This is a genomic window from Agrobacterium tumefaciens, from assembly GCF_017726655.1.
GTDB lineage: Bacteria > Pseudomonadota > Alphaproteobacteria > Rhizobiales > Rhizobiaceae > Agrobacterium > Agrobacterium tumefaciens_B.
In genome coordinates, this window is sequence record NZ_CP072309.1 from 1,441,646 (window position 1) to 1,467,881 (window position 26,236).

Here is a 26,236-nt window from a genome sequence, read left to right on the forward strand (position 1 = left end):
CCAGAAGATTTACACTCGTACTCGGATGCATCGCCATGCCACTTTCCCATATTTCACACTTCGCCTTTCTCGTGCCCGGCAATTATCTGGACGACGATCCGGGGCGGGGGATCGAGGAAACACTGGGGCTTTTCGAGGTTGGCGAGGCGCTCGGATTTCATAGCGCCTGGGTTCGGCAGCGTCACTTGGAGCGAGGCGTATCCTCGGCGGCCACCTTTCTTGCCGCCGCGTCGCAGCGTACGAAACGGATTGGACTAGGCACCGCCGTCATTCAGCTGGGTTATGAGAACCCGTTTCGACTGGCCGAAGATCTGGCCACAGTTGATGTTCTCTCGCGTGGCCGGCTGAATGTTGGGGTGTCGGTTGGTGCGCCGCCTTTCGCACATCTCATCTCGGACTATGTAGACGACGCTCCCGAGGCGGATTACAGCCACGCCCGCGCCGAAAAGCTTGCCGCGGCGCTCAGGTCGCAACCCTTGTCCAGCGATACGGAGGCGGGTAATGCGGCCGGTGCGCAGGTCCCGCGTCTGCGGCCCTTTGCCGAGGGGCTAACAGACCGGCTGTGGTATGGCGGCGGATCCCAGAATTCCGCCCGCTGGGCCGGCAAGGCTGGGTTTAATCTCCTGACTGGAAATATCGTTAGTGGTGAAGATACCGACGATTTCCTGACGGCCCAGGCCGCTCTCCTTTCCCGCTTCAGGCGAGAATGGGCCCATGAGCGCCCGCCGCGTGTCGCTCTCGGCCGTGTGATCCTGCCGACCGACAGCGCCAGCCCCGCGACCCGGCGCCGGTACGGGGAGTTCGTTGCGGAGCGCGACAAGCGCACGCGCGCACCACATGGTGCACGCCGCACGCTTTTCCTGCCCGATATCGTCGGCTCTACCGAAAAGATCCTGGAAACTCTCTCGCGCGATCCGGTCTTGCCGCATGTCTCGGAGCTCCGCCTGGAGTTGCCTTACGAGTTCCAGTCTGAGGACTATCGTCAGATTCTATCTGACTTCGCTTCGATCCTGCCACAGCTCAATAAAAATACCTCGCCCTTGAAGGTAGCGGGCTGACGCTCTCAGTCCCGCAGAAGCGGCAGGAGGGCGTCGCCCTGCCGCTTTATTTCCTTCAGATATGGCGTATCCGAAAGGATGAAATGGCTGACGCCCAGCGCCTGGTATTTTTTAAGCGATGCGGCGACATCTTCCGCCGAACCGACCAGCCACGTCGTTGCGGCGCCGCCGCCGCCGAATTTCCCCGGGGCCGTGTAAAGATTATCATCAAGCACGTCGCCTTGATGGTGGAGTTCCAGCAGGCGGCGTTGGCCGACCGCAATTGCCTGCAGGTGGTCGTTCCAGCGGACGCCGCTGCTGACGGCCATCTCGGCAACTTTCGCTTCTGCATCCCGCCACGCCTGCGCCGTTGTTTCCCGCACCAGGGTGGTAATACGCAGTCCGAACTGCAGCGGCGGGAGATCCCGACCGAGTGCTGCGCTGAGGTGCCTCAGCCTTTCGATCCGCTCGCGCACGCCAGCAAGGGGTTCCCCCCAGAAAAGCTGCACGTCGGCCTCGGTTGCGGCAACCTGCTCAGCCGCATCCGAGGCGCCGCCGAAATAAAGTTTCGGGTGCGGCCGGTCGTTGCGTGGAGCGATGCGGGGTAGGACGGTGGAGTTCTTTACTCGAAAATGGTCACCATTGAACGTAACGGATTCTTCCGTCCAAAGGCGCCGCACCAGACGCATGAATTCCTTCGTACGCGCATAGCGTTGCGCCTGATCGGCCTCTTCGTCGCCATAGGCCGCAAGTTTGTCCCGGCCGGAGACGACGTTGATCCGCACTCTTCCGTCCGAGAGCTGATCAAGCGTGGCGGCAGCGGATGCAAGATTGGCAGGCTTCCAGTAACCGGGGCGGATTGCTATCAGCGGCTCGAAGGTGGTGGTGCGGGCCGCAAGCGCCGCCGCGACCGTGAAGGTATCCGGTCGCCCCCAACCCGTGCCGAGTAGAGCGCCCTTCCACCCGTGTGCCTCCAGAGCGGTGGCATGGTTCGTTAATGTATCCAGGCTGTTGTGATTTTCGCTGACGGCGTCGCCGCGGTGGCCGGCCGTGACGTCGTTGGGAATGTACCAGAGAAATTCGCCCGTTCTGCTCATATCCATTCGCCCGACTTACCATTTCATGACCGTAAGCCCACGTGCCCCGTTCCGAACGCGCGGTCCTCTCATTGATTAGAATGGCAAACCGGCGGTCCCGTCGCGACAACGCGATATTTCTTTTGTAGCGCTGTAGAGGAAAAGCTTTCTGTCAAGGAGGTCCATATTGCATATATTTTCTATATAAAAATTGTGAGTAATATTTTCCGATATGTGGGGGCTGTGTCGCCTCTGAAAGAATCTAATTATGCTTTATCCATAATTTCTAGATCATTTTTTCGGGACGTGAAACAAGTTGAGTACTGTCGTCGTGTACTTTCAGCGAAAAGTTCGCGATGCTGCGCAACATCATTCACATCCATGGAGCAGGCATGTGTACGACCTTGATTGTTCCCGGCTTGAACGGCTCGGATGAAGGGCATTGGCAACGGCACTGGTTGCGGGATAATCCCGAGGCCACGCTGGTCGAACAGGACGATTGGCAGTGCCCTGTCCTTGAAGACTGGATAGACCGTCTGGAAACAGCGCTAGCAACGGTGGATAAGGCATACATCGTTGCCCATAGCCTTGGTTGCCTGCTGGTGGCGAACGCGGCTTCACGGCCCTTCGCCACCAAGATCAAGGGAGCGCTTCTCGTTGCGCCTGCCCATCTCGATCGCGTTGAGACGATGCATCCCTGCATCGTCCGCTTTGGCGTTTTTCCGAGACGGCGGCTCACCTTCCCAAGCCTTATCGTGGGTAGCGCGAACGATCCATATATGAATGGCGAGCAGCTTGCGCAGACCGCGCGACTGTGGGGCAGCAATGTTACCAATCTTGGTGCGGCCGGGCATATCAACATCGCAAGCGGCCATGGGCGGTGGCCTGAAGGTTATGCTCTTTTTGAGCGATTGAAGACGAGCGTGGAGGCGACAACGCCGAGGCCCCGGCCGTTCTCAAGAACGGTGGGACAGGGCGAGAATTTGCCGGCTGACGTTGGAGCGTCCTGAAACGGGTTTTTTCAGGCACGTTCGGGCTCTATCCGGTGTTTTCGGCGCTAGAAAAAGAGCTCAATTCTTTCTTCAGGGCAGCAGCGGCATAGGTGAGAAACTCTCTTCCGCCGTTCGAAATTGGAACGACATTTCTTCAATACGACGGGTAAGTGGCTACCCTTTTCTCAACACGTCGCATTGCCCGAGGGCATTTTGCAAAGGACCAGTCAATGAGCACGCGCGATAACCCTCTCGATTTTTTATGGTTCATACCCTCGTCAGGCGATGGCAGCTATCTCGGCTCGGACGATCTGTCGCGCCCTTCTGACCCTGGCTATTTCCGTGAAATTGCGCAGGCCGCCGACCGGCTTGGTTATTCCGGCGTCCTTATTCCTACTGGCGTTGCATGTGAGGAATCCTTCATCCTGGCGGCTAATCTTGCCGCTTATACCGAAAAACTGAAGTTCCTCGTCGCCATTCGCCCGGGCGTGGCATCACCTGCCTATTATGCGCGGCTTGCCTCCACGCTCGATCGCGTTTCCCACGGCCGACTGCTGCTCAACATCGTGGTCGGCGGCAGCGCGCAGGAACTGGCCGGTGACGGCATTTTCCTGCCACATGATGAGCGTTACGATCACGCCGACGAGTTCTTCCAGGTGTTCAATTCGCTGATCGAGACCGGCAAGGCACACCTCGATGGAAACTACATCAAGGCGATCGACGCAAAGCTTGGCCTACCGCCGGTGCAGGAGCCGCGCCCGCCGCTTTATTTCGGCGGCTCTTCCGATGCCGGCATCGAGTTTTCGTCTGGTCTTGCCGATAAGTACCTGACCTGGGGCGAGCCGCCGGCGCAGGTGGCGGAGAAAATTGCCAAGGTGCGCGCTGCCGCCGCCAAGAAGGGACGGGAGGTGACCTTCGGTATCCGTTTGCATTTCATCGTGCGTGAGACTGACGAGGAAGCCTGGGCCGATGCGGACAAGCTGATTTCAAAGCTTTCCGACGAGACGATCGCCTCCGCTCAGGAGGTTTTCTCCAAGGCATCGGATTCCGTCGGGCAGGCGAGGATGCAGGCGCTTCACAATGGTCGGCGCGACAAGCTGGAAGTGTCTCCCAACTTGTGGGCGGGGATTGGCCTCGTGCGGTCTGGCGCGGGTACCGCGCTGGTCGGATCACCAAAGACGGTGGCAGCGCGGCTTAAGGAATATCAGGAACTCGGCATCGATACGGTCATTGCTTCCGGCTATCCTCACCTGGAAGAAGCCTATCGCATCTCTGAACTTCTGTTTCCGGAGATCGGCCTTGCGGGACCGCGAAATGAAATCCGATCTTCCTTTGGCGCCAAGCAGGCGTTCGGTGGCGGCGGCCACGGCGGTAATGTGAAGCTGGTCTCGGGGTCCTGAGCGGTTTCAGAGTCGCGGAAGGCGTGACGCAGGCGTAAAAAACATTATTTCTATAGACTAATAGTATTATGGAAAACGATGTCTATTTCTGTCCCCTTCCCGGCTGTTAGCTGTAGAGAATTCAGCTGTTTCAGGAGCCATGTGATGACATTGCAATATGCGGCCAAGGATCAACAATTCATCAATCTTCGGGAGCCGGTGGCGGGCAGGGCGGCCGATGCCGACAGCCTGAAGGCAGCCCTGAGAACGCTCGGGGGCGGCGTCAGCGTTATTACGGCGGGCGAGGGCGATTCGCGTACGGGCGCTACGGTAACGTCGGCAACGGCGCTGTCAGTCGATCCGCCGCGGATTCTTGTTGCGCTCAACCGTTCATCGTCCACATGGCCTGTCGTGGAGCGGTTCGGCCATTTTGCCGTCAACATCGTCGGTACGCCCCATCAGTTCGTAGCCAATCAATTCGCAGGAATTGGCGGGCTAAAGGGAACCGAGCGATATCGTGGCGCGGAATGGACAAGGCTAGCAAGCGGTGCGCCGATCCTCGAAGATGCCGTTGCTGCAATCGATTGCACCATCGAAGAAGCGATCGAGCGCCATAGCCATGTCATCGTCATCGGCAAGGTGGAGGCGATTCGCATCGGCTCCGGTCACTCGCTGCTTTACCAGAACGGGCGATATCATTCAGTAGACTGACGCGATCGTCGGTCGCTGTCGCTCAGTCGTTTTTAGGGGAGTTGAGCATGGGATCTGTCACGCCTCTTGGCGAAACACGTCGTTTCGTTCCTCCACGCCTCGGTGCGGACGTCGATGTTCTCGGCGTTGCCCGATCGATTGCATCGCACTGCGTCTTCGAAAGCGGCGCGCAGATCCGTGCCCGGATCGCGCGTTCAGGCCTTCTTTCTCTTTCGGTCCCAGAGGAATTTGGCGGGGCGGATATAACCAACGATGTTTTGTCGCAAGCGATCGCCATCATCTCTAAGGCCGATACGGCTGCTGCGCATGACCTCGTTGAACATTTTACTGCGCTTGAATTCATCCGGAATGCAGGGAGTGAGGAACAGCGCAAGTCCCTTTTTTCCCGTCTTGATAGGGGCGAGACATTCGCCTCAGCACAAGTCGCGTCGCACCCGGATGCGGCGGTCGAAGTCAACGACGATGGTGACGCCCTGACACTTCCAGATGAGGTCGCGGGGTCAATTACGGGAGATGCTCACTGGATCGTCGTTCCGGCGGTCAACAAGACGGGCCAGCAGCGTCTTGTCGTCATGCGTCATCACCGCAAGTCCTTACGACACGGGCTGCTCGCCGATCATGTCGCCGTTCTTGCGCAGGATGCAGGCAGCCTCGCCGCTTCCGTTGCAACACTTTTGAAGGCCGCGGTAGTCCTCGGGCAGAAGCAACGTGAGCTTGAGGCGCTCCTGATCGACCGACTGGCGGATGAGGGCGCCGCGCGACCCGTGCTTGGGGAAATATTTCTCGCCATCGAACTCTTGAAAGCGCAGATGACGAGCCTCGCGGGCAACATTGATGCCGCCCAGGTTGGAGCGGAGAATGTGACAAATCGCTCCGTCCGCAACAATGCCATTGCGCTTGAAATTTTGATGGCGCGTCTCGGGCTTGTCGAGGGGCGCAGCGAGGCAGGGCTGATCGCTTCCCTGAATGACGATCTCAGCGATTTGCAGGCGCATCTCTAGCCCGAGCGAGATTGAGCCTTCTCGTCGTTCTATTTGATGGCTGGAAGCACCAACGGCTCGTGCCCGCCCTTTGCTACGAATTGGGCGAGCGTCATGTTGTCCAATATGGTTGCAATGGCGTCCCGCACATCCGTCATCGAGACCCTCACCTGACAGGTTTCTGGGTCGTCACAGTCGTCACATGCTTCGAAGGCCGTTCTGCTTGCGCAGCGAATGGGGGCGAGCGGTCCATCGAGCGTGCGGATGACCTGGCCGATCATGATCTCAGATGGCGTCTTGGACAATGAGTAGCCACCATTCGGGCCCTTTTTGGATCGCAGAATGCCGGTGTTGCGCAGTTCGAGCAGAATGGTGTCCAGGAATTTCTTCGGAATGTTATTGCGAGCCGCAATTTCGGTCACGAAGGCGGTTTCGCCCTGCGGCAAACGCGCCAGGTCGACAAGGGCCTTCAATCCGTATTTGCCTTTTTTGGTCAACATTGCCTGATCCGAGAAGTGTTCCGCCACGCTCCGCATGACGGCTACCGTTATTCCTTAGTTACTAAGTAGTTTTAAGCGATTTTGCGCGCAAGCCTGTTCCAATGGGTTTGATGTCGAAAGCGACTGCAAAAGCTGTTTTCAACTTTTTTGGTCCTGCGGTTGCACGCTCACCGGCCGCGATGCGGAAAAGGACATCCATAAACAAGATTTTCTCTGATCACCCCGCAACGTGGAACGAACATCCTTTATTAGTCTATAAAATCGGTAGACAAAGTATCCATCAAAAGCGCGAGGTGACGATGTATACGCTCAGTTTGCTGGATAAAAGCCCGGTCCCGACAGGAGAGGACGCCGCGAGCGCGTTCCGCGACACAATCAACCTCGCCAGACGGGCAGAGGAGCTGGGTTACAAGCGTTTCTGGGTGGCTGAGCATCACAATTCGCCCGAGCTTGCCGGCTCTGCACCAGAGGCGCTTGTCGCATGGGTCCTCGCGAAGACCTCCCGCATCCGCGTCGGGTCGGGTGGCGTGATGCTGCAGCATTACAGCCCCTATAAGGTTGCAGAGGTATTCAACGTGCTCTCGTCGCTGGCACCGGGCCGGGTTGATCTTGGTGTCGGCAAGACACCGGGCGGGTTGCCGCTGGCGACGTCGGCCCTCCAGCAGGCTTACGATCCTGACCGCAAGCCGGATTTTGAGGCCGCTTTCGGCGAGCTTACGACATTTTTGTCGGGCGCAGCACCTCAAGGACATGCACAGGCCGGCTTACAGGCGACCCCGGTGCCGCCAGTGGCGGTTGAGCGGTTTTTGTTGGGTGCAAGTCCCGAAAGCGCAAGACTTGCCGCCTCCAAGGGCTGGAATTTCGTCTTTGCCGGTCATCTGAATGGCGATACCGACGTCCTCCGTCGCAGCCTTTCGGCTTTTCGCGCGGAAAGCGGTGGCCGGGCGCCCATCGTTGCTCTCTCCGTGTTTGCCGCCAGCGACCCAGCTCATGCGGCAAGACAGGTCGAGGGTCAGCGCATCTACCGGGTATTCTTGAGCGACGGCAGGGCTTTCAATCTCGGCCGCCGCGAGCAGGCGGAGGAATTTGCACGTCAATTAGGCGACGTTGATTACCGCATCGAAGAGCGCAAGCCTAACATCCTGCACGGCGGCCCTGAGGGCATCCACAAGGCGCTTCGCGCCCTCTCTGAAGAGCACGGGATTGAAGAATTCATCATCGAGCCGCCTCACGTCGGGGCCGATCAAAGGCTCGCCTCGATCGAACTTTTGGCCACGCACCGCCTGTCACGGGCGGCGTGATTTTCTTTCAGGAGCCTATGATATGACGAAAAAGAAAATCCGTTTCGGCATCATGCTTCAGGGTCCAGGCGGGCACATGAACGCCTGGCGACACCCCAAGAGCCCGGTGGATGCCAGCGTCAATTTCGAGTTTTTCAAAAGGAACGCCGTGAAGGCGGAAGCGGCCGGAATCGCCTTCGCTTTCGTGGCGGACGGGCTCTACATCAATGAGAAGTCGATCCCGCATTTCCTCAACCGGTTTGAGCCGCTCACGATCCTCTCGGCGCTCGCCGCCGTCACATCGAAGATCGGTCTCGCGGGCACGGTATCGACTTCCTACAGCGATCCCTTCACCATTGCCCGTCAGTTCGCTTCTCTCGACCTTCTGAGCGGCGGTCGCGCTGGGTGGAATGCGGTTACGACACCGCTTGAAGGCACGGCGAAGAATTATAGCCGCAATCACCCGGAACACGCGTTGCGGTACGAGATTGCCGATGAATATCTCGAAGTGGTCAAGGGTCTCTGGGATAGCTGGGACGATGACGCCTTCGTGCGCAACCGCGAGACCGGGCAGTTTTTCGATCGCGCCAAACTCCACACCCTCAGCCACAAAGGTCGGTTCTTCCAGGTGGAGGGTCCGCTCAACATCCAGCGCTCGGTGCAGGGCCAGCCAGTGGTGTTCCAGGCCGGTTCATCCGATGCCGGTATCGGCCTCGCGGGGAAACATGCCGATGCCGTCTTTACCAATTCTGCCTCACTAGAGGAAAACCAGACCTTCCTCAAGCGCGTGAAGCAGAGTGCTGTCGCGCAGGGCAGGTCGGCTGCCGACGTCAAGATTTTTCCCGGCATCGGGCCCATCGTTGGCGAGACACAGGAGGAAGCGGAGGCGAAATATGACGTGATCCGTAACCTCATCACCATTGAGGATGCGCTCGCCTATCTCGGGCGCTTCTTTGATCATCATGATTTCAGTGTTTATCCGCTGAATGAGCCATTTCCCGAACTTGGGGAGATCGGCAAGAACAGCTTTCGCTCGACGACCGACCGCATCAAGCGCCGGGCGAAGGAAAAGAACCAGACGTTGCGCGAGGCGGCGTTGGAAGCCGCCACCCCGCGCGAAGGCTTTATTGGCACGCCAGACAAAGTGGCGGATGAAATCATCCGCTGGGTGGAGCATGACGCCGCCGATGGATTTATCCTCGGCTTTCCGGTGATCGCCGAAGGGCTTGACGATTTTGTCCGCCTCGTCATCCCGGTGCTGCAAGGCCGCGGATATTTCGATCCGCATCTGGAAGGCGCGACGCTGCGCGATCACCTCGGCCTTCCTTTCAAGGAAAGCGTCTATTCCAGCGGCGAAAGCAACACGGAAAAGGCCATCGCATAAGGTTGCGGCCGGGCGGCGGTGATCGCAGCCCGGCAAAGATTTCAAGGCGCGGCGAAAAAAACGCTGCGCAGGAGACAGAACCATGAATATCCGCATTGACGGCGCGCGTCCGCAGGACGACGTCGAACGGGGAATCCTTGCCTTCATCGAGGAAAGCATCGCCATCCGGCACGATCTTCACCGGCATCCGGAGCTTTCGCTGACGGAGACGCGCACGGCGGCGCTCATCGCCCGTTATCTCCTGTCTTTCGGATATGAGGTGACGGAAGGTGTCGGCGGCCATGGCGTCGTCGCCACGCTCAGACGTGGCCATGGTGAAAAACGCCTCGGCATCCGCGCCGATATCGATGCGTTGCCGATCCATGAAGAGACAGGCCTTGCCTATGCCAGTGGAACACCTGGCATCATGCACGCCTGCGGCCATGATGGCCATACGACGATCTTGCTTGCTGTCGCTCGCTATCTCGCCGAAACATCGAATTTCTCAGGGACTTTGACCCTGATCTTTCAGCCTGCCGAAGAGATCGGAGCCGGAGCAAGGGCGATGATCAAGGATCGGCTGTTCGAGCGCTTTCCCGTCGATGCCGTCTTTGGCCTGCACAATTGGCCGGGTGTGGAAACCGGGCAGTTCGGCTTCGTCGAAGGTCCTGCGATGGCCTCCGTCGACAAGGCAAAGGTGCAGATCATCGGCAGGGGCGGGCATGGAGCGTCGCCTCATGAGACGGTCGATCCGGTTCTTGCCTCGGCAAGCTTCATTACCGCCCTGCAAAGCATCGTTTCGCGCAATGTCGATCCGCGCGAGATGGCGGTGCTGACGGTCGGCTCCATCCATGGCGGAACCGCCTCCAACGTCATTCCCGAGAGTGTCGAGCTGCAGATCACCGCCCGGGCTTTTTCGCCCGCCGTGCGCGACAGGCTGGAGGAGCGTCTTCCGGCGCTGGCCAGAGCGCAGGCGGAAAGTTTCGGCGCAAGGGCCGATGTCTCATACTCCCGTGGTTTCCCGCCGGTCATCAATCACGCCCAGGAGACGGTCTTCGCCCGTGAGGTCGCCAGAAGGCATTTCCCGTCCGCGCAGATTGCCGAAACGTTCCAGCCGCGGACAGCGAGCGAGGATTTCGCCTTCATGCTGCAGGAGCGGCCGGGTTCCTACCTCTTCGTCGGCAATGGCGAAAGCGCACCGTTGCACAGCCCTCACTACGATTTCAATGACGCGGTCATCGCGCCGGCCGCGCGCTTCTGGGTGCGCCTGGCCGAAGCCTACCTCTCCTGATGCAAAATTGAGGATAAGGACATGAGCGACAGTTTTCTCTACACCTCGGTCAAAGATCCGCTCGCAACCCCACTTCTGGAGGAGTTGCTGTTCGAATACGACAGCCGTTACGGCACCTTTTTCAACGCGGAAGGCGCCAAGGCGGAACTGAACAAATATCCGCCGGAGGCCTTCAGCCCGCCTTCGGGAAATTTCCTGCTGCTCCTGCGGGATGGCAAGCCGATCGCCGGTGGAGCCTTCATGCGTCACGACGATGAAACCGCAGAATTCAAACGTGTCTGGACCCATTCCGCTCATCGCCGCCAGGGGCTCGCAAAACTCGTTTTGCGGGAACTTGAAGAACAGGCGGCGCGGCAGGGTTATGCCCGCGTCTACCTGACAACCGGGTTCCGCCAGCCGGAGGCGGTGGGGCTCTACCTTACCAACGGCTATCGGGCTCTTTTCGACACGACCGCCGATCCCGAGACAATCAAATCGCTGCCCTTCGAAAAATGGCTGTCCGGCACAGTTCTGGATCGAACGCCGATACTGGGGGGCCAGACGCAACTTTCTCCGGCCCATCCGTGAAAGGCCCGTTCTGATGACCATAGCTTCTGATTTTCCGCATGTTGGGTTGAACGACCCGAAGGCCCCTCCTCTCGAGAGCGGGTTGGCCAAAAGCGGCTATTCCCATTTCCGCATCGTGCCGGCGCGTTACCCGCTACGGACGGTGGGCACGGTTTTCTCTATTCTTGTCATCGCGGCCGTCCTGCATTCTGTTTTCGGCAATCCGCGCTGGGGCTGGAACGTGTTTGCCGAATGGTTCTTTGCTGAGCCGGTTTTGGTCGGGCTCGGCCGGACATTGCTGCTGACTGCTCTTGGCGCTCTGTTTGGTTTCCTGCTCGGAACGTTGCTGGCGCTTGCCCGTGTTTCCCGTTCACCATTGCTGGTAGCCGTTTCCTGGACCTATATCTGGATTTTCCGGTCGATCCCACTGATCGTGCTTCTACTGATCCTTAACAATCTCGGTTATCTCTACGAGACCGTCACGATCGGCGTGCCCTATACCGGTATCAATTTCTTCAGCTGGAACACCACGCAGCTGATGACGCCTTTTGCGGCCGCGGTCCTTGGTCTTACCCTCAATCAGGCCGCCTTTGCCTCGGAAATTGTGCGTGGCGGCATCCTGTCGGTCGATCAGGGACAGCTCGAAGCAGCCGCCGCACTGGGCCTTCCCCGCCGCCGACAGGCGTCCCGGATTGTTCTGCCGCAGGCCATGCGCTCGATACTGCCCACGGCCTTCAACGACATTATCGGCCTCGCCAAGGGCACGTCGCAGGTCTATATCCTCGCCCTGCCGGAGCTGTTCTACACGATCCAGATCATCTACCGGCGAAATCTGGAAGTGATACCGCTCTTGATGGTCGCCACCGTCTGGTACCTGGTGATCCTGACGGCGCTTTCCATTGTCCAGCACCATATCGAGCGGCATTTCTCACGCGGGGCGTTGCGCAATCCGCCGCCATCACCCTTCGCCACGATTGTTCGCACCTTCCTGCCGCGCAAGACTGCACCTGATGCGGCGGAGCCCGCTATTGCGAAGACTGAGCAGACGGTGCCGGTACGCGCTGCCCATTTCCATCTTGGCAACCGCGGCGGCTCGGTCAGCATCCACGGCGTTTCCAAATCTTTCGGGACGCTGAAGGTACTTGACGATGTCAGCCTTTCCATTCCCGCCGGCAGTGTCACCACGATCCTCGGCCAGTCTGGTTCGGGTAAGTCGACGCTGCTGCGCTCGATCAACCATCTGGAGCGGGTCGATGATGGCTTCATCGCGATCGATGGCGAGCTGGTCGGTTATCGGCAGAAAGGCGACACGCTTTATGAGCTGAAAGAAAAGGACATTTTGAAACGTCGCGTCGAGGTGGGCATGGTGTTCCAGAGCTTCAACCTCTTCCCCCATCTCACCGCACTTGAAAACATCGTTGAAGCGCCGGTCGCAGTTCGCGGCATTTCTAAAGAACAGGCCGAGGTCGAGGCGCGCGATCTTCTCGCCCGCGTGGGTCTGGCCGAAAAGGCAGGCGCATATCCTCGCCAGCTCTCGGGCGGGCAGCAGCAGCGTGTGGCCATTGCCCGCGCGCTCGCCCTGCGACCGAAGGTGCTGCTCTTTGATGAACCGACATCCGCGCTCGATCCTGAGCTCGTGAACGAGGTGCTTGATGTCATCAAGGAGCTGTCGCGCTCCGGCGTAACGCTCATCATCGTCACCCATGAAATCGGTTTCGCACGCGAAGTCTCCGACACGGTCGTCTTCATGGAACAGGGCCGCATCCTCGAAGTCGGCACGCCGGAAAAGCTCTTCAACAGCCCGGATCATCCCCGGACCGCCGAATTCCTCGCAAAAGTTCTCTAATCAACAACAAAGGAAACACTCATGGCATTTTCATCGAAATTATTGTCCCTGTTCGCGGCAGGTCTTTTCACCGCCACCGCTTCCCTCGTCCCGGTCGCCCATGCGCAGGAAGTGAACCTGTCGCCTGAGCAGAAGGCCCGGGTGCGGGCCGAAAAGGTGGAAGAGGCGATCAAGCTTCTGCCAGCCGGCCACAAGTTTATCGCTGATGGAAAACTGACGGTCGCCACCGTTCCCTTCCGTCTGCCGCTTGTGGATTATGCGAGTGACACCAAGACGCCTATCGGTGTGGAGCCGGATATCGCCCAGCTGGTCGCAGACAGTCTCGGGCTTGAGCTGCAGCTTGTTCCGATTGCCTGGGCGGATTGGCCGCTCGGGCTGGCATCCGGGAAATACGACGCGGTTGCCTCGAACATCACGGTGACTGAAGCGCGCAAGGAAAAGTTCGATTTCTCCAGCTACCGCAATGACTTGCTTGGCTTTTACGTCGGCAACGGCAGCAAGGTGACATCGATCGGCAAGCCGGAGGATGTGGCGGGCTTGAAGGTCATCGTCGGCGCCGCCACCAATCAGGAGCAGATCCTGCTGAAATGGATCAAGGACAACAAGGCCAAGGGGCTCGCCGACACGGAGGTGCAATATTACGACGATCAGGCGGTACTCGATGTCGCCCTGCAGTCGGGCCGCGCGGACGCCTATCTCGGACCCAATGCGACTTCTGCCTTCCAGGCAGCAAGCCAGAAGAAAACCAAACTCGTCGGCACCTTCTCCGGCGGATGGCCGGAAGCTGCAGAAATCGCAGTCGCCTCCAAGAAGGACGCTGGCATTGCCGAAGCTATCACCGCGGCACTGAACGCCCAGATCCAGAACGGCAACTACGGCAAGGTACTTGCCCGCTGGAATCTCGGCTCGGAAGCCATCACCGAATCCCGCACCAACCCGCCCGGCCTGCCAAAGAGCTGAAGCGCAAGTTTGCCGAAAAGCTGGGTTGCCAAACGCTGGGTGGCCGAAAGCTGAGTTGCCAAATGCTGAGCTGAAAGTGGGACATCACTCAGCCGGTAGCGCGGGCATCCTCCCGCCCGCGCTATCTCCGTCCCGCAAGCGTTTAATCGGGAACCACAATGACGTTCACCTCTCGCCTTGTCGCGGCAATGCTTGCCGCCATTTATTCCACCGGTGGCTTTGGACCTGCTTCGGCAACCGATGTTTTCGATCTCTCTCCCGATCAGCCGGGCCGTATCAGGGTTGAAAAGGACGTCGGCGCCATCGCCGCGCTGCCAAAGGACTATAAGTTCGTCACGCCAGGAAAATTTACCGTCGCAGTGTCGCCGGGCGGACCGCCGCTCGCCACCTATGCGACGGATGCGAAGACCGTGGTCGGAGCAGACCCCGATTATGCCCTCGCCGTGGCAGATAGCCTCGGCCTTGAACTGGAGCTGGTGCCCGTCGCCTGGGCGGATTGGCCACTGGGGTTGGCTTCCGGCAAATATGATGCCGTTATCTCGAATGTAGGTGTAACGGAACAGCGTAAGGAGAAGTTCGATTTCTCCACTTACCGGCAGGGGCTGCATGGCTTCTTCGTCAAGTCCGACAGCGGCATAGGGGCCATTAATGAGCCCAAGGATGCCGCAGGCTTGAGGATCATCGTCGGCGCGGGCACCAATCAGGAGCGCATCCTGCTGAAATGGAGCGATGAGAATGTCGCCGCCGGATTGAAGCCGATAGAGCTGCAATATTATGACGACGAGGCCACGCGGCTCGTGGCGCTTTCCGCAGGGCGCGCAGACGTTATCGTCCAGCCGCACGCGCAGCTGGTTTTCATTGCCGCCCGCGACAAGACCATCAAGCGCGTCGGAACGCTCTCTGCCGGCTGGCCGGAGCGCTCCGATGTTGCCATCACCACCCGCAAGGGTTCCGGATTGGCCGATGCGCTGACGCTCGCCACAAACGATCTGATCAAGAGCGGCGCCTACAAAAAGATTCTGGATCGCTGGCAGCTTTCGGAAGAGGCTCTTCCGGAATCGCGGACCAATCCGCCCGGCCTGCCGAAAAGTTGATTGATGGATATAGATGCGGTGGACCATGCCACCCACAGGCGCAAGGACCTGCGGGTAGTGCTGCTTCCGGCCCTCGCGCTCTAGAAATCCGCAACCTTGCCCCAGGATGAGTTGAGGAAGCGGCTGGGCTGATAGGGCGTTGGATCGACGATCGGGTTCGATCCCGTCACGATATCGGCGATGAGATGGCCCGCGCCCGGGCCGATGCCGAAGCCGTGGCCGCTGAAGCCTGCGGCGAGGATCAAGCCCGGCAACTCCGTCGTTTCGCCAATCGCCGGCACACCGTCCGGTGTGCTGTCGATGAAACCCGCCCATGCGGCCGCAATCCGGGTGTTTTTGAGGGCTGGCAGAAGCTTGAGAGCCCTTTCATGTGTTTCCTTGATAGCGGCTGCATTGGGTTTCGGATCGAGGATGCGCACACGCTCCATTGGGGTTGGTGCATCCAGACGCCAGCGTCGCAAGGTTTCGTGGCCGCCACGAACGCCTTCCAGGCCGCCAGGGCGCAGGCTTTTCCAACGTTTGACGAACATCGGAACGAACTCGCGGGAAAATCTCATCTGCTGGGCTGTCGGGTCGATGCGACCAAGCCCGCTTATGGCGAGCGTGTAGCCACCATTGCTTCTTTTTGTAACCGAGACGGCCGCGGTGTGAAGAGCATCCGGCAGGCCTTCCGCTCCGGGCGTGACGGCGAGAATGGACGAACGCACCGACGCTTGCGGAAAGCGGATACCAAGTTGACGGCAGAAGGATGAGGCCCAGGCACCGCCGGACATGATGGCCGTCCTGGTGCGGATCGTACCTCGTTCTGTGACGACGGCGCTGACGCGGCCGCCTTCGGTTTCGAGCCCGCGTGCTGCGCAGTTCTGGTGCACCGTCCCGCCCAGTTTGATGATGGCGCGTGCCACTGATGGTGCCGCCATGGACGGATCGGCCGTGCCGTCGGTTGGTGAAAATACGCCGCCCTTCCATCGCTTGCCGGTGACACCGCCGCGTTCGCTCGCCTCATCGGCGCTCAACATATGGGTAGTGACCCCGGCTGTGATTGCAAAGTCGCGCCAGCGTGCCCAACCGGCAAGCTCTGCCTCGTTGTCGCTCAGGTAAAACAGCCCGCAGCGACGGAAGCCCGTATTCTCGCCGCTTTCTTTGCCAAATTCCTCCCACAGCGCGAGGCTTCTGGTCGAGATCGGCAATTCACGCGCATCGCGGTTCTGCTGGCGGCACCAACCCCAGTTGCGGCTGGATTGCTCCCCGCCGATGAGGCCTTTTTCCACCAGAGCGACCTTCAGTCCCCGCCGTGCGAGATAATAGGCTGCAAAGACACCGACGATGCCGCCACCGATAATGACGGCATCCGCGGAGTTGGGCAGTTCCGGCGAGGTCGTTATCTGTTGCAGCGGCGCGGGCATGGTCGAACTCCTTCTGTTGGTCCCAATTTACCGCACCTGACGTGTAAACGCTGCCAGACTGCGCCTCTCATCGGAATCTCCTGCCGTTCGGAAGCGTTTCTGCAACTCTTTATGCTGCACCAAAAAAATAACTCCACGTCGACAGATGTTGCCCGTGTGGTAAGATTTCTTCAAAGGTGCCAGAATTTTATGCTGCATCGATAAAAGACATTGAGGGGTTCCGCAGATGATGAAGCTTGACCGAATCGACATCAAGATTCTCTACGAGTTGCAGAAGAACGGTCGTATCACCAATGTGGAGCTGGCAGAGCTCGTCAACCTCTCTCCGAGCCCTTGCCTGATGCGGGTCAAAAAGCTGCAGGCGGAGGGCTATATCGGTGGGTATTCCGCACAGATCAACGTGAACAAGCTCGGCCAGACGCTGACGGTGTTTACGGAAATCACGTTGAAGAATCATCGGCAGATCGATTTCGCCCGCTTCCTCGGCGTCGTCGAAAAGATCGACCAGGTCATCGAATGCCACCTGGTTTCCGGCGGCTACGACTATCTGCTGAAATTCGTGACGTCAGGCATTGTCGAATACCAGTCGATCATGGAGCGGCTGACCGATATGGATGTCGGTATCGACAAATATTTCAGCTTCGTGGTGCTGAAATCCCCAATTGTCAAAACCCACATGCCGCTCACCAGCCTGTTTCCGCTTTGAGCTGGGCGGTGCGCGGCGGCCGCGCACCGGTGTCGCTGACCGGCACGTCCTGCTAGATAGGAACTGTTCCCAGCATGGCGGTCGCGACGGCGAGCGCCCGAACCTATTCCGCGATCTCGTCGGCGCCCACCCAGCGCCCTTCGGCAAACGATCGGGCCATGGCGTGAATGCTGCGCTCGATCTTCAGCCCTTCCTCGAAATCGATGATATAGGCCTTCTCGCCCTCGATCGCCGCGATCAGCTCCCGGCATTCGATCACCTTCAGGTCGTTGAAGCCGAGGCCGTGGCCGGGGGCGGGAATGAAGCGGTCGTAGGGCTTGTGATGGGGCGCGGTGAGGATAGTTCGGAAACCCTGTTCTTCCGCGCGTCCATCCGTGGTGTAAAGCTGGAACTCGTTCATCCGTTCCTGATCGAACAGGATCGATCCCGTAGAGCCATAAATCTGGATGGCGATGCGGCCCTTGCGGCCCCAGGCGGAACGGTTGGCAATGAGCACGGCGGAAATGCCGCCTTCAAGTTTCAGGAGAACGCTGGCAAGATCATGTGTCTCGACGGCGCGCTCGCCGCCGCCGGCAAGCGGGCGGGTCTCATAGGGCTTTACCATATCGGTGATGGCGCTTTGCGCGTGGCCGAACAGGGCGTAAAGCAGCGACAGCGGGTGGACGGCAAAATCGTCCAGCGCGCCATAACCGGAGGACGCCTCGCTCTTCCAGTAGAAGGGCTGGGTCGCGTCGGCCATGAAGTCCTCGTCCATTTCGGCGCGGACGTGATAGACGTTGCCGATCGCGCCTTCGTCGATCAGGCGGCGGATGTGGCGGATGACGGGGTTCTGGATATAGTTGTAACCCATCGCCGCTGCCTTGCCGGATCGGCGGGCCGCATCGCGCATCTTCACTGCATCGGCAAAGGCAGGCGCCATCGGTTTTTCGCACCAGACATGCTTGCCGGCCTCAAGCGCGGCAATCGCCATCTCCGGATGGAAGGCGTTGGGCGTGGTGACCGAGATCACGTCGATTTCGGGATCGGCCAGCAGGTCGCGCCAGTTGCCTGTCGAACGGGCAAAACCAAATTCGGCGGCCTTCTTCGCCGCGAGCTCGGGATTGACCTCCGCAAGCGTCACCAGGCGTGGGCGTTCCACATCGCCGAAGACACTCGTGACGTTATTCCACGCCAGCGCGTGGCACTTGCCCATGTAACCCGTGCCAATAAGGCCCACGCCAAGAGCGGCCATGGTATTCTCCTCCCAGAGATGTGATGATTGAATGCTTCAGGGATTATCGCGCTTGAAAATCCAGTCATGATCCGGGTGGTTCTTAAAGCGCCATTTGCGCATCGGCCCCGCCATCACGTTCAGATAATACATCTCGTAACCATAGGGCGCGCCGCAGGGGTGATGGCCCTTTGGCACGAGCACGACATCGCCGTCCGATACCGCCATGGTCTCGTCCAGCGAACCGTCTTCGGTGAAGACGCGCTGGAAACCGAAACCCTGCGCCGGGTTGAGGCGGTGGTAATAGGTCTCCTCGAGATAGGTCATGTCGGGGTAGTTATCCTCGTCATGACGGTGCGGCGGATAGGAAGACCAGTTGCCCGAGGGCGTGAAGACCTCCGTGACCAGCAGGCTGTCGGCCACATCGCGCTCTTCCATGGCGATGGGGAAGATGTAGCGCGTATTGGCGCCCTTGCCGCGCTCCGTCAGCTGCACACCGTCAGGCCCGATCTGCTGCGCCTCGCGGCTGCCCTTTTTGCCGGGTGCGGTGCAGACGCCGACGGTGCAATTAGTCGTGGCGGTCAGCGACCATTCGGAGCCGGCCGGAACATAAACGCAATGTGGCGGCTTGCGCTCGAACACATTCATGCGGTCGCCGAGTTCACCGAAATCCTTACCGCCTGCGGAAATCGTCGCCTTGCCTTCGACCAGCACGAGGATGACTTCCGTGTCGCCAGTTTTCTCCGCTGCCGTCTCGCCCGGCTTCAGTCGGTAAAGGCCGAAACCGACATAACCCCAATCCGCGCTTTGGGGCGTGATATCGTGCACCTTGCCGCTGGTCGCGACCGGCTTGCGCAGAAGTGAGGTCATGGTGGCGTTCCTTTTTGGTCAGTCGTTCGTCGGTTCTTGCCGTCTCGTGACCCGGCCTTGAGCCGGGGTCCAGCCGACGCGCGTCCGCGCGGCGGGGAGAGTTTTCTCAACCCAAAGAACTTGGGCTGGCTGGATGCCGGCTCAAGGCCGGTATGACGCGCGCGGTGTATAGCCCGCTGTCGGCTCAGCTTAAGCAGCTTCAGCCTTATCCAGCCCCACTTCGCGCGCAAAAGCCTTCAGCGATTTCAGCCCGAGGCTCTGATACTCGAACGGGTTGCGCACGTCAGGATCCTGCTCGGCCTCGATAACCAGCCAGCCGCTGTAACCATGCTCGGCCGCCACTTTCAGTACCGGCGGGAAGTTCACGCCGCCTTCGCTATCGCCAGGCACGGTGAACACGCCGCGGCGAACGCCTTCGAGGAAGGAGAGCCGCCCGTTGCGGACCTGATCGGCAATGACCGGGCGCACGTTCTTGGCATGAATATGGCCAACGCGGCCCATGTATTTCTGCGCGACGCGAACAGGATCGCCGCCGCCGAACAGGCAATGGCCGGTATCAAGCAGCAGATGCGTCTTCGGACCGGTATGCTTCATCAGGAGATCGATTTCCTCTTCGCTCTCGACCACCGTTCCCATGTGGTGGTGATAAACGAGGGTGATGCCCTGTTCTGCGGCAAAGGCGGCCAGTGCCTCGACACCGGCGCCAAACTTCGCCCAGTCTTCGGCCGCAAGGCGCGGACGGTCGACCAGCGCCGTGTCATCTGCGCCATGGATGGCGTTGGAGGTCTCGCAGACGATGATGACCTTCGAGCCCATGGCCTTCAGCAGGTCAAGCGCCGGCTGCATTGCCTTCTTTTCGGATTCGATATCGTCGGTCAGAAGGTTCAGCGAGTGCCAGCCCGAGACGAAGGAGAGGCCGCGCGGCGAAAGCACGCCCTTCAGGCCTTCCGGGTCGGTCGGGAATTTGTGCCCCTTTTCGATGCCGTCGAAACCGATCTTGGCGGTTTCATCAAGGCATTGCTCCAGGCTGATATGGGCGCCCAGCGTGCGGTCGTCGTCATTGGACCAGGCGATGGGGTTGGTGCCGTAACGGATCATCTTAACTTCTTTCTTTCAGGGCGTTTTCATAACGGGCGCGCGCATCGGTCACTTCCGGGCGCTCCGATGTTTCGGGAACGGCGACGTCCCACCAGTGGCCACCGGCCTGCGGTGTCGGGTAGGGGTCGGTATCGATAACGATGACGGTGGTGCGGGTCGAAGCGCGGGCCGCTGCCAGCGCCTCCTCCAGCTCTGATATCGTCGATACTTTGCGCGCATCCGCGCCCATCGATGCCGCGTGCGCGGCAAAATCGATAGCGATAGGATTGACGTTGGTGTGGGCGTAGAGGTTGTTGAACTGCGCGCCGCCGGTGGCCATCTGCAGGCGGTTGATACAGCCGTAACCCCTGTTGTCGGTGATGACGAGCGTGATCTTCACGCCCATGGCGACCGATGTCGCAAGCTCGGAATTCATCATCATATAGGAGCCGTCGCCGACCATGACGATCACGTCGCGGTCTGGTTCCGCCATCTTGATGCCGAGGCCGCCGGCCACCTCGTAACCCATGCAGGAGAAGCCGTATTCCATGTGATAGGAGAGCGGCAGCTTGGATTTCCACAGCTGGTGCAACTCGCCCGGCATGGTGCCCGCCGCGCACATGACGACGGTATTGTCGCGCGACTGGCGCTGCACCGCGCCGATGACCTGCATGTCGGTGGGCAGGCTGTTTGCGTGCTCCTCGCCCGGCGCCGCCGTATCGGCATCGGCCTTTTCAAACCATGCTGCCTTGAGGCTCGCGTCCGGCGCCGCAAAACGGTGGCTGCCGAGGGCTGCGGAGAGCTTTTCAAGCCCGATTTTGGCATCCGCCGTCAGGCTGATCGCATCGTGCTTGGCGCTATCATAGGGCTGCACGTTGAGCGCCAGGATTTTGCGGTCCGGGTTCTTGAACAGCGCCCAGGAGCCGGTGGTAAAATCTTGAAAACGGGTGCCGACACCGAAGACCAGATCGGCCTTTTCGCTGATGATGTTGGCGCTTTCCGCACCAGTGACGCCAACGGGGCCGAAATTCAGGTCGTGATCCCAAGCCAATGCCGATTTGCCGGCCTGTGTTTCAACAACGGGGATGGAGTGGGTTTCGGCAAAGCGCTTCAGGGTTTCCGTTGCGCCGGCGAAATGAACGCCGCCACCGGCAACGATGATGGGGTTCTTCGCGGCCTTCAGCGCAGCGACGGCCTCTTCGAATTCCACCACATCCGGCTCAGGACGGCGCTGGCGCCAGACCCGCTTTTCGAAGAAGCTTTCGGGATAGTCATAGGCTTCCGCCTGTACATCCTGGCAGAAGGCGAGCGTTACCGGGCCGCAATCGGCAGGGTCCGTCATGGTGCGCATGGCGCGGGGAAGCGCTGTCAGCAACTGTTCCGGCCGCATGATGCGGTCGAAATAGCGGCTGACCGGGCGGAAGCAGTCATTCACCGTCATCGTGCCGTCGCCGAAATCTTCCAGCTGTTGCAGCACGGGGTCCGGGCCACGATTAGCGAAAACATCGCCGGGGATCAGCAGGACTGGCAGGCGGTTGACGTGGGCCAGCGCTGCCGCCGTCACCATGTTCGCAGCACCAGGGCCGATGGAGGAGGTGACTGCCATCGCCCGTCTGCGGCGCAGCTGCTTGGAATAGGCAATGGCCGCATGGGCCATGGACTGCTCGTTCTGGCCGCGATAGGTCGGCAGTTCGTCGCGGATACCATAAAGCGCTTCGCCGATGCCGGCGACATTGCCATGGCCGAAAATTGCCCACATGCCCGCAATATAGGTCTCGCCATGTTCATTCATCTGCGCTGCCAGGTAACGAACCATGGCCTGCGCAGCCGTCAATCTTACTGTCTTCACGCTGCCTCTCCCTTTTTGGCGCGCGCCTCATCCCAGATACGGCACAGGCTGGTATAGCGCTGCGCCATATCCTTGACCGCTTCCTCGTCGGTCATCTTGCCGGAAAGCCAGCCGCGGGCGGCGTCCGCAAAAATCGTCCGGCCAACGGCGAAACCTTTGACCAGATCGAAGCCAGCCGCAAGGCGGAAGCTTTCTTCAAGTTCGCTCTGCGGAGCGTCGAGACCAAGCACGACGATGCCCCGCACATAAGGGTCATTGCGATGCACGGCGTCGCAGGCATTCTTCCACGCCGCCGTGGTTTTCATCGGCTCCAGCTTCCACCAGTCGGGGTAAACGCCGATCTCGTAGAAACGCTCGATGATGCGGGCGGCGGTGAGATCGTCGGTCGGGCCGACCTTGGAGGGAATGACCTCCAGCAGCATTTCCAGCCGGTTTCGACGCGCCGCTTCGAACAGCCGTATAACGGTTTCTTCCTGCGCGGCGCGCATCTCATCGGTGTCGTCAGGGTGATAGAAACACAGAACCTTGACGACATTTTCGAGCGGCCATTCGGAGAGCCCGCCAAAATCCTTGCCCAGTTCCGGTTCCAGCGTCAGCGGGCGCGAGCCCGGCCATTCCACCGGACGGCCGATCCAGAGACCGGAGCCGCTGGCCGCAAACAACGCGTCACGTCCAAGGCGTCCGTCGCAGAGAATGCCGTAACCCGGCTCCCCACCGGAAACTTTTTGCGCAGCCTGGAGGCAAAGCTTCTTGAAAGCGCCGATCTGCTCGTGCTTGACGCCAAGCTCGTCGGCGATCGCTTCCAGCTGCATGCGATGGTCGAAGGCGAAGACGCGCATGGTCTCCCAGTCGCCCTTGCGGTTGGTGGACCAGTGTACCTGCTCGAGCGCTTCGTCCTTGCGTAGCGCCTTGTTGCGAATGCCGGCCTTGAAGAAATATTGCAGCTCTTCCCAGCTTGGATAGGCAGGCGTGCAGCCATGCCGGGAGACGGCGAAGGCGCCGCAGGCATTGGCGTATTTCAGCGTTGTCGGCCAGTCTTCGCCGCGCAGCCAGCCGCGGAACAGCCCGGCCATGAAACCGTCACCAGCACCCAGAACATTGAAGACCTCGATCGGGAAACCTTCGCCAGTCTGCCCGTCATCCAGGCTTGCGGGAATATCCCCGGTGAAGACCGAAGCACCCATAGGGCCGCGCTTGCACACCAGCGTGGCATTCGAAACCTGGCGCACGGCCTTCAACGCAGTGAGCGTATCGGTCGAGCCGCCGGCAATGTGGAACTCCTCTTCCGTGCCGACGATCAGATCGAAGAGATGCAGGGTGGATTGCAGCTTGGCGGTCACCTTCTGCGATTCTACGAAACGGCTTTCGCCATCGCCATGGCCGGCCACACCCCAGAGATTGGGGCGGTAATCGATATCAAGCGCGGTCTTTGCACCATTTTCGCGGGCGAGTTTCAGCGCCTTCAGCACCGCAGCTTCCGTCTTCGGATGCGACAGATGTGTGCCGGTGGCGCAGACGCAGGCCGCCTCGGCAATGAAGGCGGGATCGATATCGTCTTCGCTCAGCGCCATGTCGGCACAGTTTTCACGGTAGAAAATCAAAGGGAACTGGTTCTGATCACGAATGCCGAGCAGCACCAGTGCCGTCAGGCGCTCCGGGTCGGTTTTCACGCCACGCACGTCAACGCCTTCGCGCACCAGTTGTTCGCGGATGAAGCGACCCATGTGCTCGTCGCCGACGCGGGTAATGACGGCGCTGTTAAGGCCAAGCCGCGCAGCACCGGCTGCGATGTTGGTGGGAGAGCCGCCGATATATTTGGCAAAGGAGGCCATGTCCTCCAGACGGCCACCGACCTGCGAACCGTAAAGGTCAACAGACGAGCGCCCGATCGTGATAAGATCAAGTTTTTTCAAAAGGTTCCTCCTTAGCACCGCGCTTTGACGCGGTGTACCTCATGGTGCGGGCAGTTCTGGTCAGAGTGCCGCCAGCTGTCGCCATTCCGCTTCGGCGAGCCTCCTCTGCTCGCTGATGCCGTTACGGAAAGGACGGTCGTGGAATGCCCGTTTCATAAATTTGGATCATAAATTCTATTTTTCCCGTTTTCAATAAAAATATTCAGGCGGTTTTGCGTGCGCCTACAGCGACCGCCAGCGTGATGGCCAGACAGAGAGTGGCCGAAAGCGAGCGGAACGCCCCAAAATCGATCTCGGTGACGGTTAGCAGGGTCGCACCGGATTTTCGGAGTGGGTTAACGGCGGAATCGGAAAGCGCGACAACCGGAATGCCATTGGAGCGGGCGTTTTCAGCCAATTCCAGCGTTTCGGTGGAATAGGGAGAGAAGGTGATCGCTATCAGCGCGTCGTCCTGTGAGATGGCGCTGACGTTGCCTAGCCCGCCGACCGCGCTGTGCAGAACCGCCGGCACCTTCATCTTCTCGAAGGCGTAGGCCAGATAGCTGGCGATGGGAAACGAGCGCCGCAAACCGATGATGTGAACGGTGCGTGCCTTGGCAAGCGCTGAAACCGCCTCATCCAGTTGCCGCGTATCCACCGATTTCAGCAGCATTTCGAGCGAAGAACGGCCAGCCTCCACGAATTCCGCCAGCAGACCGGAAGCACTCTCGTCGCCCTTTTCGCGCAGGTGATCGAGCCGGGTGGCATAATCCGGCCAGCCACCAACATAGGAATCACGGAAGAGCCGCTGCATTTCTGAAAAGCCGGAAAAACCGAGGATCTGGCAGAAGCGCATGAAGGCTGACGGCTGCACGCCGGCCCCCTCGGCCATTTCGGCAACGGTGGAGACAGCAATGCGGTCCTGATTGGAGGCGACATAGTCGGCACATTGCCGCAATCGTTTCGGAAGGCCCTCCGCAACCTGGAGCAATCGCTCCTCGAAAGCCTTCACCGAATCTGGCGCCTCGCTTGCCGTCATTGTTTTCCCTTTGCGACACGTAAAATTGCGGGCACTTTACCTTCAATGGAATTTTTATTCCATCGGGTTTTTAACGGGTCGATCAGGATGCACAGGCGGTCGACAATGCGGCGGTACGACGGTAATTGCAGGATGGCGCAAGAAACGGGTGGAGGCCGATACGCTTTGATGGTTTTCTATAAAGCGTTAGGAGACATGCGATGAACGCCAACATTTCGCTGAACGAAGACATCACCCCCATCGGCTCCGATTATGAAACGGTGCGCGGGGTCATTGAGCTTTTGACGCTGGATTATCGCGAGCAACCTTCCCTCGATGCCATTGCCGCACGGCTCGGTCAGTCACCGACGCAGTTGCAGAAGACCTTTACCCGTTGGGCCGGCCTTTCGCCTAAGGCGTTCTTGCAGGCGGTCACGCTCGATCACGCCAAGAGACTGCTGCGTGAGGAAGACCTGCCGCTGCTGGAAACGTCAATCGAGGTCGGAATGTCCGGCCCCGGACGCCTCCACGATCTGTTTGTCACGCATGAAGCGATGTCGCCGGGCGAATGGAAGGCAAAAGGCGGCGGTCTGACGATCCGCTATGGGTTTCATACGTCGCCCTTCGGTCTTGCCCTTGTTATGGTGACCGACCGCGGGCTTGCCGGCTGTGCATTTGCCGATCCGGGGGAAGAGCGCGCCTGTTTTGAAGATATGGCGGGCCGCTGGCCGAATGCGCGTTATGTCGAGGATCGTGAAGCGACCGCCCCCTATGCAGCCCGTATTTTCGAGCCATCGCTCTGGTCGGCGGATCGGCCGTTGCGCATGGTGCTGCTCGGCACGGATTTTCAGGTGCGCGTGTGGGAAAGCCTGCTGAAAATACCGATGGGTCGCGCCGTCACCTATTCCCATATCGCTTGCGATATCGGTCAACCCACCGCCTCCCGGGCCGTCGGCGCGGCGGTTGGCGCCAACCCGGTGTCTTTCGTCGTTCCCTGTCATCGCGCTGTCGGTAAAAGCGGGGCGCTGACGGGATACCACTGGGGCCTGACACGCAAACGGGCAATGCTGGGCTGGGAAACAGGCAAGGTGTGAGGCGGTGCTCGTCTTCGTTAGCCGATGAGAAGAGGCTCGATTAAAAAAAGTTCTGACCT

Annotated in this window: 23 protein-coding genes; 14 read left to right on the forward strand and 9 right to left on the reverse strand. The window is 59.7% G+C overall.

Annotation, left to right across the window (positions count from 1 at the left end; translation table 11 throughout):
• Window positions 1–35 precede the first annotated feature (35 nt).
• Complete coding sequence (locus tag AT6N2_RS20885) at window positions 36–1,058, forward strand: LLM class flavin-dependent oxidoreductase (RefSeq protein ID WP_209091178.1); 1,023 nt, start codon at window positions 36–38, stop codon at window positions 1,056–1,058.
• 5 nt (window positions 1,059–1,063) lie between these two features.
• Here the strand turns inward: AT6N2_RS20885 and AT6N2_RS20890 are convergent, their stop codons facing one another.
• Window positions 1,064–2,134, reverse strand: a complete 1,071-nt coding sequence (locus AT6N2_RS20890) for an LLM class flavin-dependent oxidoreductase (RefSeq protein ID WP_209091180.1) — start codon at window positions 2,132–2,134, stop codon at window positions 1,064–1,066.
• Window positions 2,135–2,505: 371 nt separating this feature from the next.
• Between AT6N2_RS20890 and AT6N2_RS20895 the strand changes: the two genes are divergently transcribed.
• From AT6N2_RS20895 to AT6N2_RS20910, 4 genes are all read left to right on the forward strand, one after another.
• Window positions 2,506–3,123 carry an alpha/beta hydrolase gene (locus AT6N2_RS20895; protein ID WP_209091183.1) on the forward strand — a complete coding sequence of 206 codons (618 nt, stop codon included), beginning with the start codon at window positions 2,506–2,508 and terminating at the stop codon, window positions 3,121–3,123.
• Window positions 3,124–3,335: 212 nt separating this feature from the next.
• Entirely contained in the window at window positions 3,336–4,505 is a 1,170-nt protein-coding gene (gene ssuD / locus AT6N2_RS20900; RefSeq protein WP_209091185.1) for an FMNH2-dependent alkanesulfonate monooxygenase, read from the forward strand.
• Window positions 4,506–4,649: 144 nt separating this feature from the next.
• Window positions 4,650–5,195 (forward strand): flavin reductase family protein, encoded by a 546-nt coding sequence (locus AT6N2_RS20905; RefSeq protein ID WP_209091187.1) that lies wholly within the window; start codon window positions 4,650–4,652, stop codon window positions 5,193–5,195.
• Between the two features lie 47 nt (window positions 5,196–5,242).
• Window positions 5,243–6,196: an acyl-CoA dehydrogenase family protein gene (locus tag AT6N2_RS20910; RefSeq protein WP_209091189.1), complete on the forward strand. Its 954-nt coding sequence runs from the start codon at window positions 5,243–5,245 to the stop codon at window positions 6,194–6,196.
• A 29-nt stretch (window positions 6,197–6,225) separates the two neighbouring features.
• Here AT6N2_RS20910 and AT6N2_RS20915 read toward each other — a convergent pair whose 3' ends face one another.
• The gene (locus AT6N2_RS20915; protein WP_063950464.1) at window positions 6,226–6,675 is read right to left on the reverse strand and encodes an RrF2 family transcriptional regulator; all 450 of its coding nucleotides are present in this window, start codon (window positions 6,673–6,675) and stop codon (window positions 6,226–6,228) included.
• Between the two features lie 299 nt (window positions 6,676–6,974).
• On the opposite strand from AT6N2_RS20915, the gene AT6N2_RS20920 reads away from it, so the two are divergent.
• The 7 genes from AT6N2_RS20920 (at window position 6,975) to AT6N2_RS20950 (ending at window position 15,055) form a co-directional block, all read left to right on the forward strand.
• Window positions 6,975–7,976 carry an LLM class flavin-dependent oxidoreductase gene (locus AT6N2_RS20920; RefSeq protein ID WP_209091191.1) on the forward strand — a complete coding sequence of 334 codons (1,002 nt, stop codon included), beginning with the start codon at window positions 6,975–6,977 and terminating at the stop codon, window positions 7,974–7,976.
• Between the two features lie 22 nt (window positions 7,977–7,998).
• Window positions 7,999–9,339 (forward strand): LLM class flavin-dependent oxidoreductase, encoded by a 1,341-nt coding sequence (locus AT6N2_RS20925; protein WP_209091192.1) that lies wholly within the window; start codon window positions 7,999–8,001, stop codon window positions 9,337–9,339.
• 82 nt (window positions 9,340–9,421) lie between these two features.
• Window positions 9,422–10,609 carry a M20 aminoacylase family protein gene (locus tag AT6N2_RS20930; RefSeq protein WP_209091193.1) on the forward strand — a complete coding sequence of 396 codons (1,188 nt, stop codon included), beginning with the start codon at window positions 9,422–9,424 and terminating at the stop codon, window positions 10,607–10,609.
• A 21-nt stretch (window positions 10,610–10,630) separates the two neighbouring features.
• Window positions 10,631–11,176: a GNAT family N-acetyltransferase gene (locus AT6N2_RS20935; protein WP_209091194.1), complete on the forward strand. Its 546-nt coding sequence runs from the start codon at window positions 10,631–10,633 to the stop codon at window positions 11,174–11,176.
• 13 nt (window positions 11,177–11,189) lie between these two features.
• On the forward strand, window positions 11,190–13,001 hold the full coding sequence (locus AT6N2_RS24355; RefSeq protein WP_209091195.1) for an amino acid ABC transporter permease/ATP-binding protein: 1,812 nt from the start codon (window positions 11,190–11,192) through the stop codon (window positions 12,999–13,001).
• Between the two features lie 21 nt (window positions 13,002–13,022).
• On the forward strand, window positions 13,023–13,961 hold the full coding sequence (locus AT6N2_RS20945; RefSeq protein WP_209091196.1) for an ABC transporter substrate-binding protein: 939 nt from the start codon (window positions 13,023–13,025) through the stop codon (window positions 13,959–13,961).
• Between the two features lie 158 nt (window positions 13,962–14,119).
• Complete coding sequence (locus AT6N2_RS20950) at window positions 14,120–15,055, forward strand: ABC transporter substrate-binding protein (RefSeq protein WP_209091197.1); 936 nt, start codon at window positions 14,120–14,122, stop codon at window positions 15,053–15,055.
• An 80-nt stretch (window positions 15,056–15,135) separates the two neighbouring features.
• Here AT6N2_RS20950 and AT6N2_RS20955 read toward each other — a convergent pair whose 3' ends face one another.
• Window positions 15,136–16,461 carry an NAD(P)/FAD-dependent oxidoreductase gene (locus AT6N2_RS20955; protein ID WP_209091198.1) on the reverse strand — a complete coding sequence of 442 codons (1,326 nt, stop codon included), beginning with the start codon at window positions 16,459–16,461 and terminating at the stop codon, window positions 15,136–15,138.
• Window positions 16,462–16,690: 229 nt separating this feature from the next.
• Here AT6N2_RS20955 and AT6N2_RS20960 point away from each other — a divergent pair, with 229 nt between their 5' ends.
• Window positions 16,691–17,167, forward strand: coding sequence for an Lrp/AsnC family transcriptional regulator (locus tag AT6N2_RS20960; RefSeq protein ID WP_063950531.1), 477 nt, complete (start codon window positions 16,691–16,693; stop codon window positions 17,165–17,167).
• 103 nt (window positions 17,168–17,270) lie between these two features.
• Here AT6N2_RS20960 and AT6N2_RS20965 read toward each other — a convergent pair whose 3' ends face one another.
• The 6 genes from AT6N2_RS20965 to AT6N2_RS20990 form a co-directional block, all read right to left on the reverse strand.
• The gene (locus AT6N2_RS20965) at window positions 17,271–18,398 is read right to left on the reverse strand and encodes a Gfo/Idh/MocA family protein (protein ID WP_209091200.1); all 1,128 of its coding nucleotides are present in this window, start codon (window positions 18,396–18,398) and stop codon (window positions 17,271–17,273) included.
• A gap of 36 nt (window positions 18,399–18,434) precedes the next feature.
• The gene (iolB, locus tag AT6N2_RS20970) at window positions 18,435–19,247 is read right to left on the reverse strand and encodes a 5-deoxy-glucuronate isomerase (protein ID WP_209091202.1); all 813 of its coding nucleotides are present in this window, start codon (window positions 19,245–19,247) and stop codon (window positions 18,435–18,437) included.
• A 189-nt stretch (window positions 19,248–19,436) separates the two neighbouring features.
• Complete coding sequence (gene iolE, locus AT6N2_RS20975; RefSeq protein WP_209091204.1) at window positions 19,437–20,345, reverse strand: myo-inosose-2 dehydratase; 909 nt, start codon at window positions 20,343–20,345, stop codon at window positions 19,437–19,439.
• A gap of 1 nt (window position 20,346) precedes the next feature.
• Window positions 20,347–22,173, reverse strand: a complete 1,827-nt coding sequence (gene iolD, locus AT6N2_RS20980; protein ID WP_209091206.1) for a 3D-(3,5/4)-trihydroxycyclohexane-1,2-dione acylhydrolase (decyclizing) — start codon at window positions 22,171–22,173, stop codon at window positions 20,347–20,349.
• Window positions 22,170–24,086, reverse strand: coding sequence for a bifunctional 5-dehydro-2-deoxygluconokinase/5-dehydro-2-deoxyphosphogluconate aldolase (locus AT6N2_RS20985; protein ID WP_209091208.1), 1,917 nt, complete (start codon window positions 24,084–24,086; stop codon window positions 22,170–22,172). The genes iolD and AT6N2_RS20985 overlap by 4 nt, the downstream gene beginning before the upstream one ends.
• Window positions 24,087–24,288: 202 nt before the next feature.
• Window positions 24,289–25,104 (reverse strand): MurR/RpiR family transcriptional regulator, encoded by an 816-nt coding sequence (locus AT6N2_RS20990; RefSeq protein ID WP_144576616.1) that lies wholly within the window; start codon window positions 25,102–25,104, stop codon window positions 24,289–24,291.
• A gap of 200 nt (window positions 25,105–25,304) precedes the next feature.
• On the opposite strand from AT6N2_RS20990, the gene AT6N2_RS20995 reads away from it, so the two are divergent.
• Window positions 25,305–26,177, forward strand: coding sequence for a methylated-DNA--[protein]-cysteine S-methyltransferase (locus tag AT6N2_RS20995; protein WP_209091210.1), 873 nt, complete (start codon window positions 25,305–25,307; stop codon window positions 26,175–26,177).
• Window positions 26,178–26,236 lie beyond the last annotated feature (59 nt).

Coding starts and splice junctions, on each gene's coding strand:
- AT6N2_RS20885 (WP_209091178.1), top strand. CDS start 36: ATGCCACTTTCCCATATTTCACACTTCGCCTTTCTCGTGCCCGGCAAT.
- AT6N2_RS20890 (WP_209091180.1), bottom strand. CDS start 2,134: ATGAGCAGAACGGGCGAATTTCTCTGGTACATTCCCAACGACGTCACG.
- AT6N2_RS20895 (WP_209091183.1), top strand. CDS start 2,506: ATGTGTACGACCTTGATTGTTCCCGGCTTGAACGGCTCGGATGAAGGG.
- ssuD (WP_209091185.1), top strand. CDS start 3,336: ATGAGCACGCGCGATAACCCTCTCGATTTTTTATGGTTCATACCCTCG.
- AT6N2_RS20905 (WP_209091187.1), top strand. CDS start 4,650: ATGACATTGCAATATGCGGCCAAGGATCAACAATTCATCAATCTTCGG.
- AT6N2_RS20910 (WP_209091189.1), top strand. CDS start 5,243: ATGGGATCTGTCACGCCTCTTGGCGAAACACGTCGTTTCGTTCCTCCA.
- AT6N2_RS20915 (WP_063950464.1), bottom strand. CDS start 6,675: ATGTTGACCAAAAAAGGCAAATACGGATTGAAGGCCCTTGTCGACCTG.
- AT6N2_RS20920 (WP_209091191.1), top strand. CDS start 6,975: ATGTATACGCTCAGTTTGCTGGATAAAAGCCCGGTCCCGACAGGAGAG.
- AT6N2_RS20925 (WP_209091192.1), top strand. CDS start 7,999: ATGACGAAAAAGAAAATCCGTTTCGGCATCATGCTTCAGGGTCCAGGC.
- AT6N2_RS20930 (WP_209091193.1), top strand. CDS start 9,422: ATGAATATCCGCATTGACGGCGCGCGTCCGCAGGACGACGTCGAACGG.
- AT6N2_RS20935 (WP_209091194.1), top strand. CDS start 10,631: ATGAGCGACAGTTTTCTCTACACCTCGGTCAAAGATCCGCTCGCAACC.
- AT6N2_RS24355 (WP_209091195.1), top strand. CDS start 11,190: ATGACCATAGCTTCTGATTTTCCGCATGTTGGGTTGAACGACCCGAAG.
- AT6N2_RS20945 (WP_209091196.1), top strand. CDS start 13,023: ATGGCATTTTCATCGAAATTATTGTCCCTGTTCGCGGCAGGTCTTTTC.
- AT6N2_RS20950 (WP_209091197.1), top strand. CDS start 14,120: ATGACGTTCACCTCTCGCCTTGTCGCGGCAATGCTTGCCGCCATTTAT.
- AT6N2_RS20955 (WP_209091198.1), bottom strand. CDS start 16,461: ATGCCCGCGCCGCTGCAACAGATAACGACCTCGCCGGAACTGCCCAAC.
- AT6N2_RS20960 (WP_063950531.1), top strand. CDS start 16,691: ATGAAGCTTGACCGAATCGACATCAAGATTCTCTACGAGTTGCAGAAG.
- AT6N2_RS20965 (WP_209091200.1), bottom strand. CDS start 18,398: ATGGCCGCTCTTGGCGTGGGCCTTATTGGCACGGGTTACATGGGCAAG.
- iolB (WP_209091202.1), bottom strand. CDS start 19,247: ATGACCTCACTTCTGCGCAAGCCGGTCGCGACCAGCGGCAAGGTGCAC.
- iolE (WP_209091204.1), bottom strand. CDS start 20,345: ATGATCCGTTACGGCACCAACCCCATCGCCTGGTCCAATGACGACGAC.
- AT6N2_RS20990 (WP_144576616.1), bottom strand. CDS start 25,104: ATGACGGCAAGCGAGGCGCCAGATTCGGTGAAGGCTTTCGAGGAGCGA.
- AT6N2_RS20995 (WP_209091210.1), top strand. CDS start 25,305: ATGAACGCCAACATTTCGCTGAACGAAGACATCACCCCCATCGGCTCC.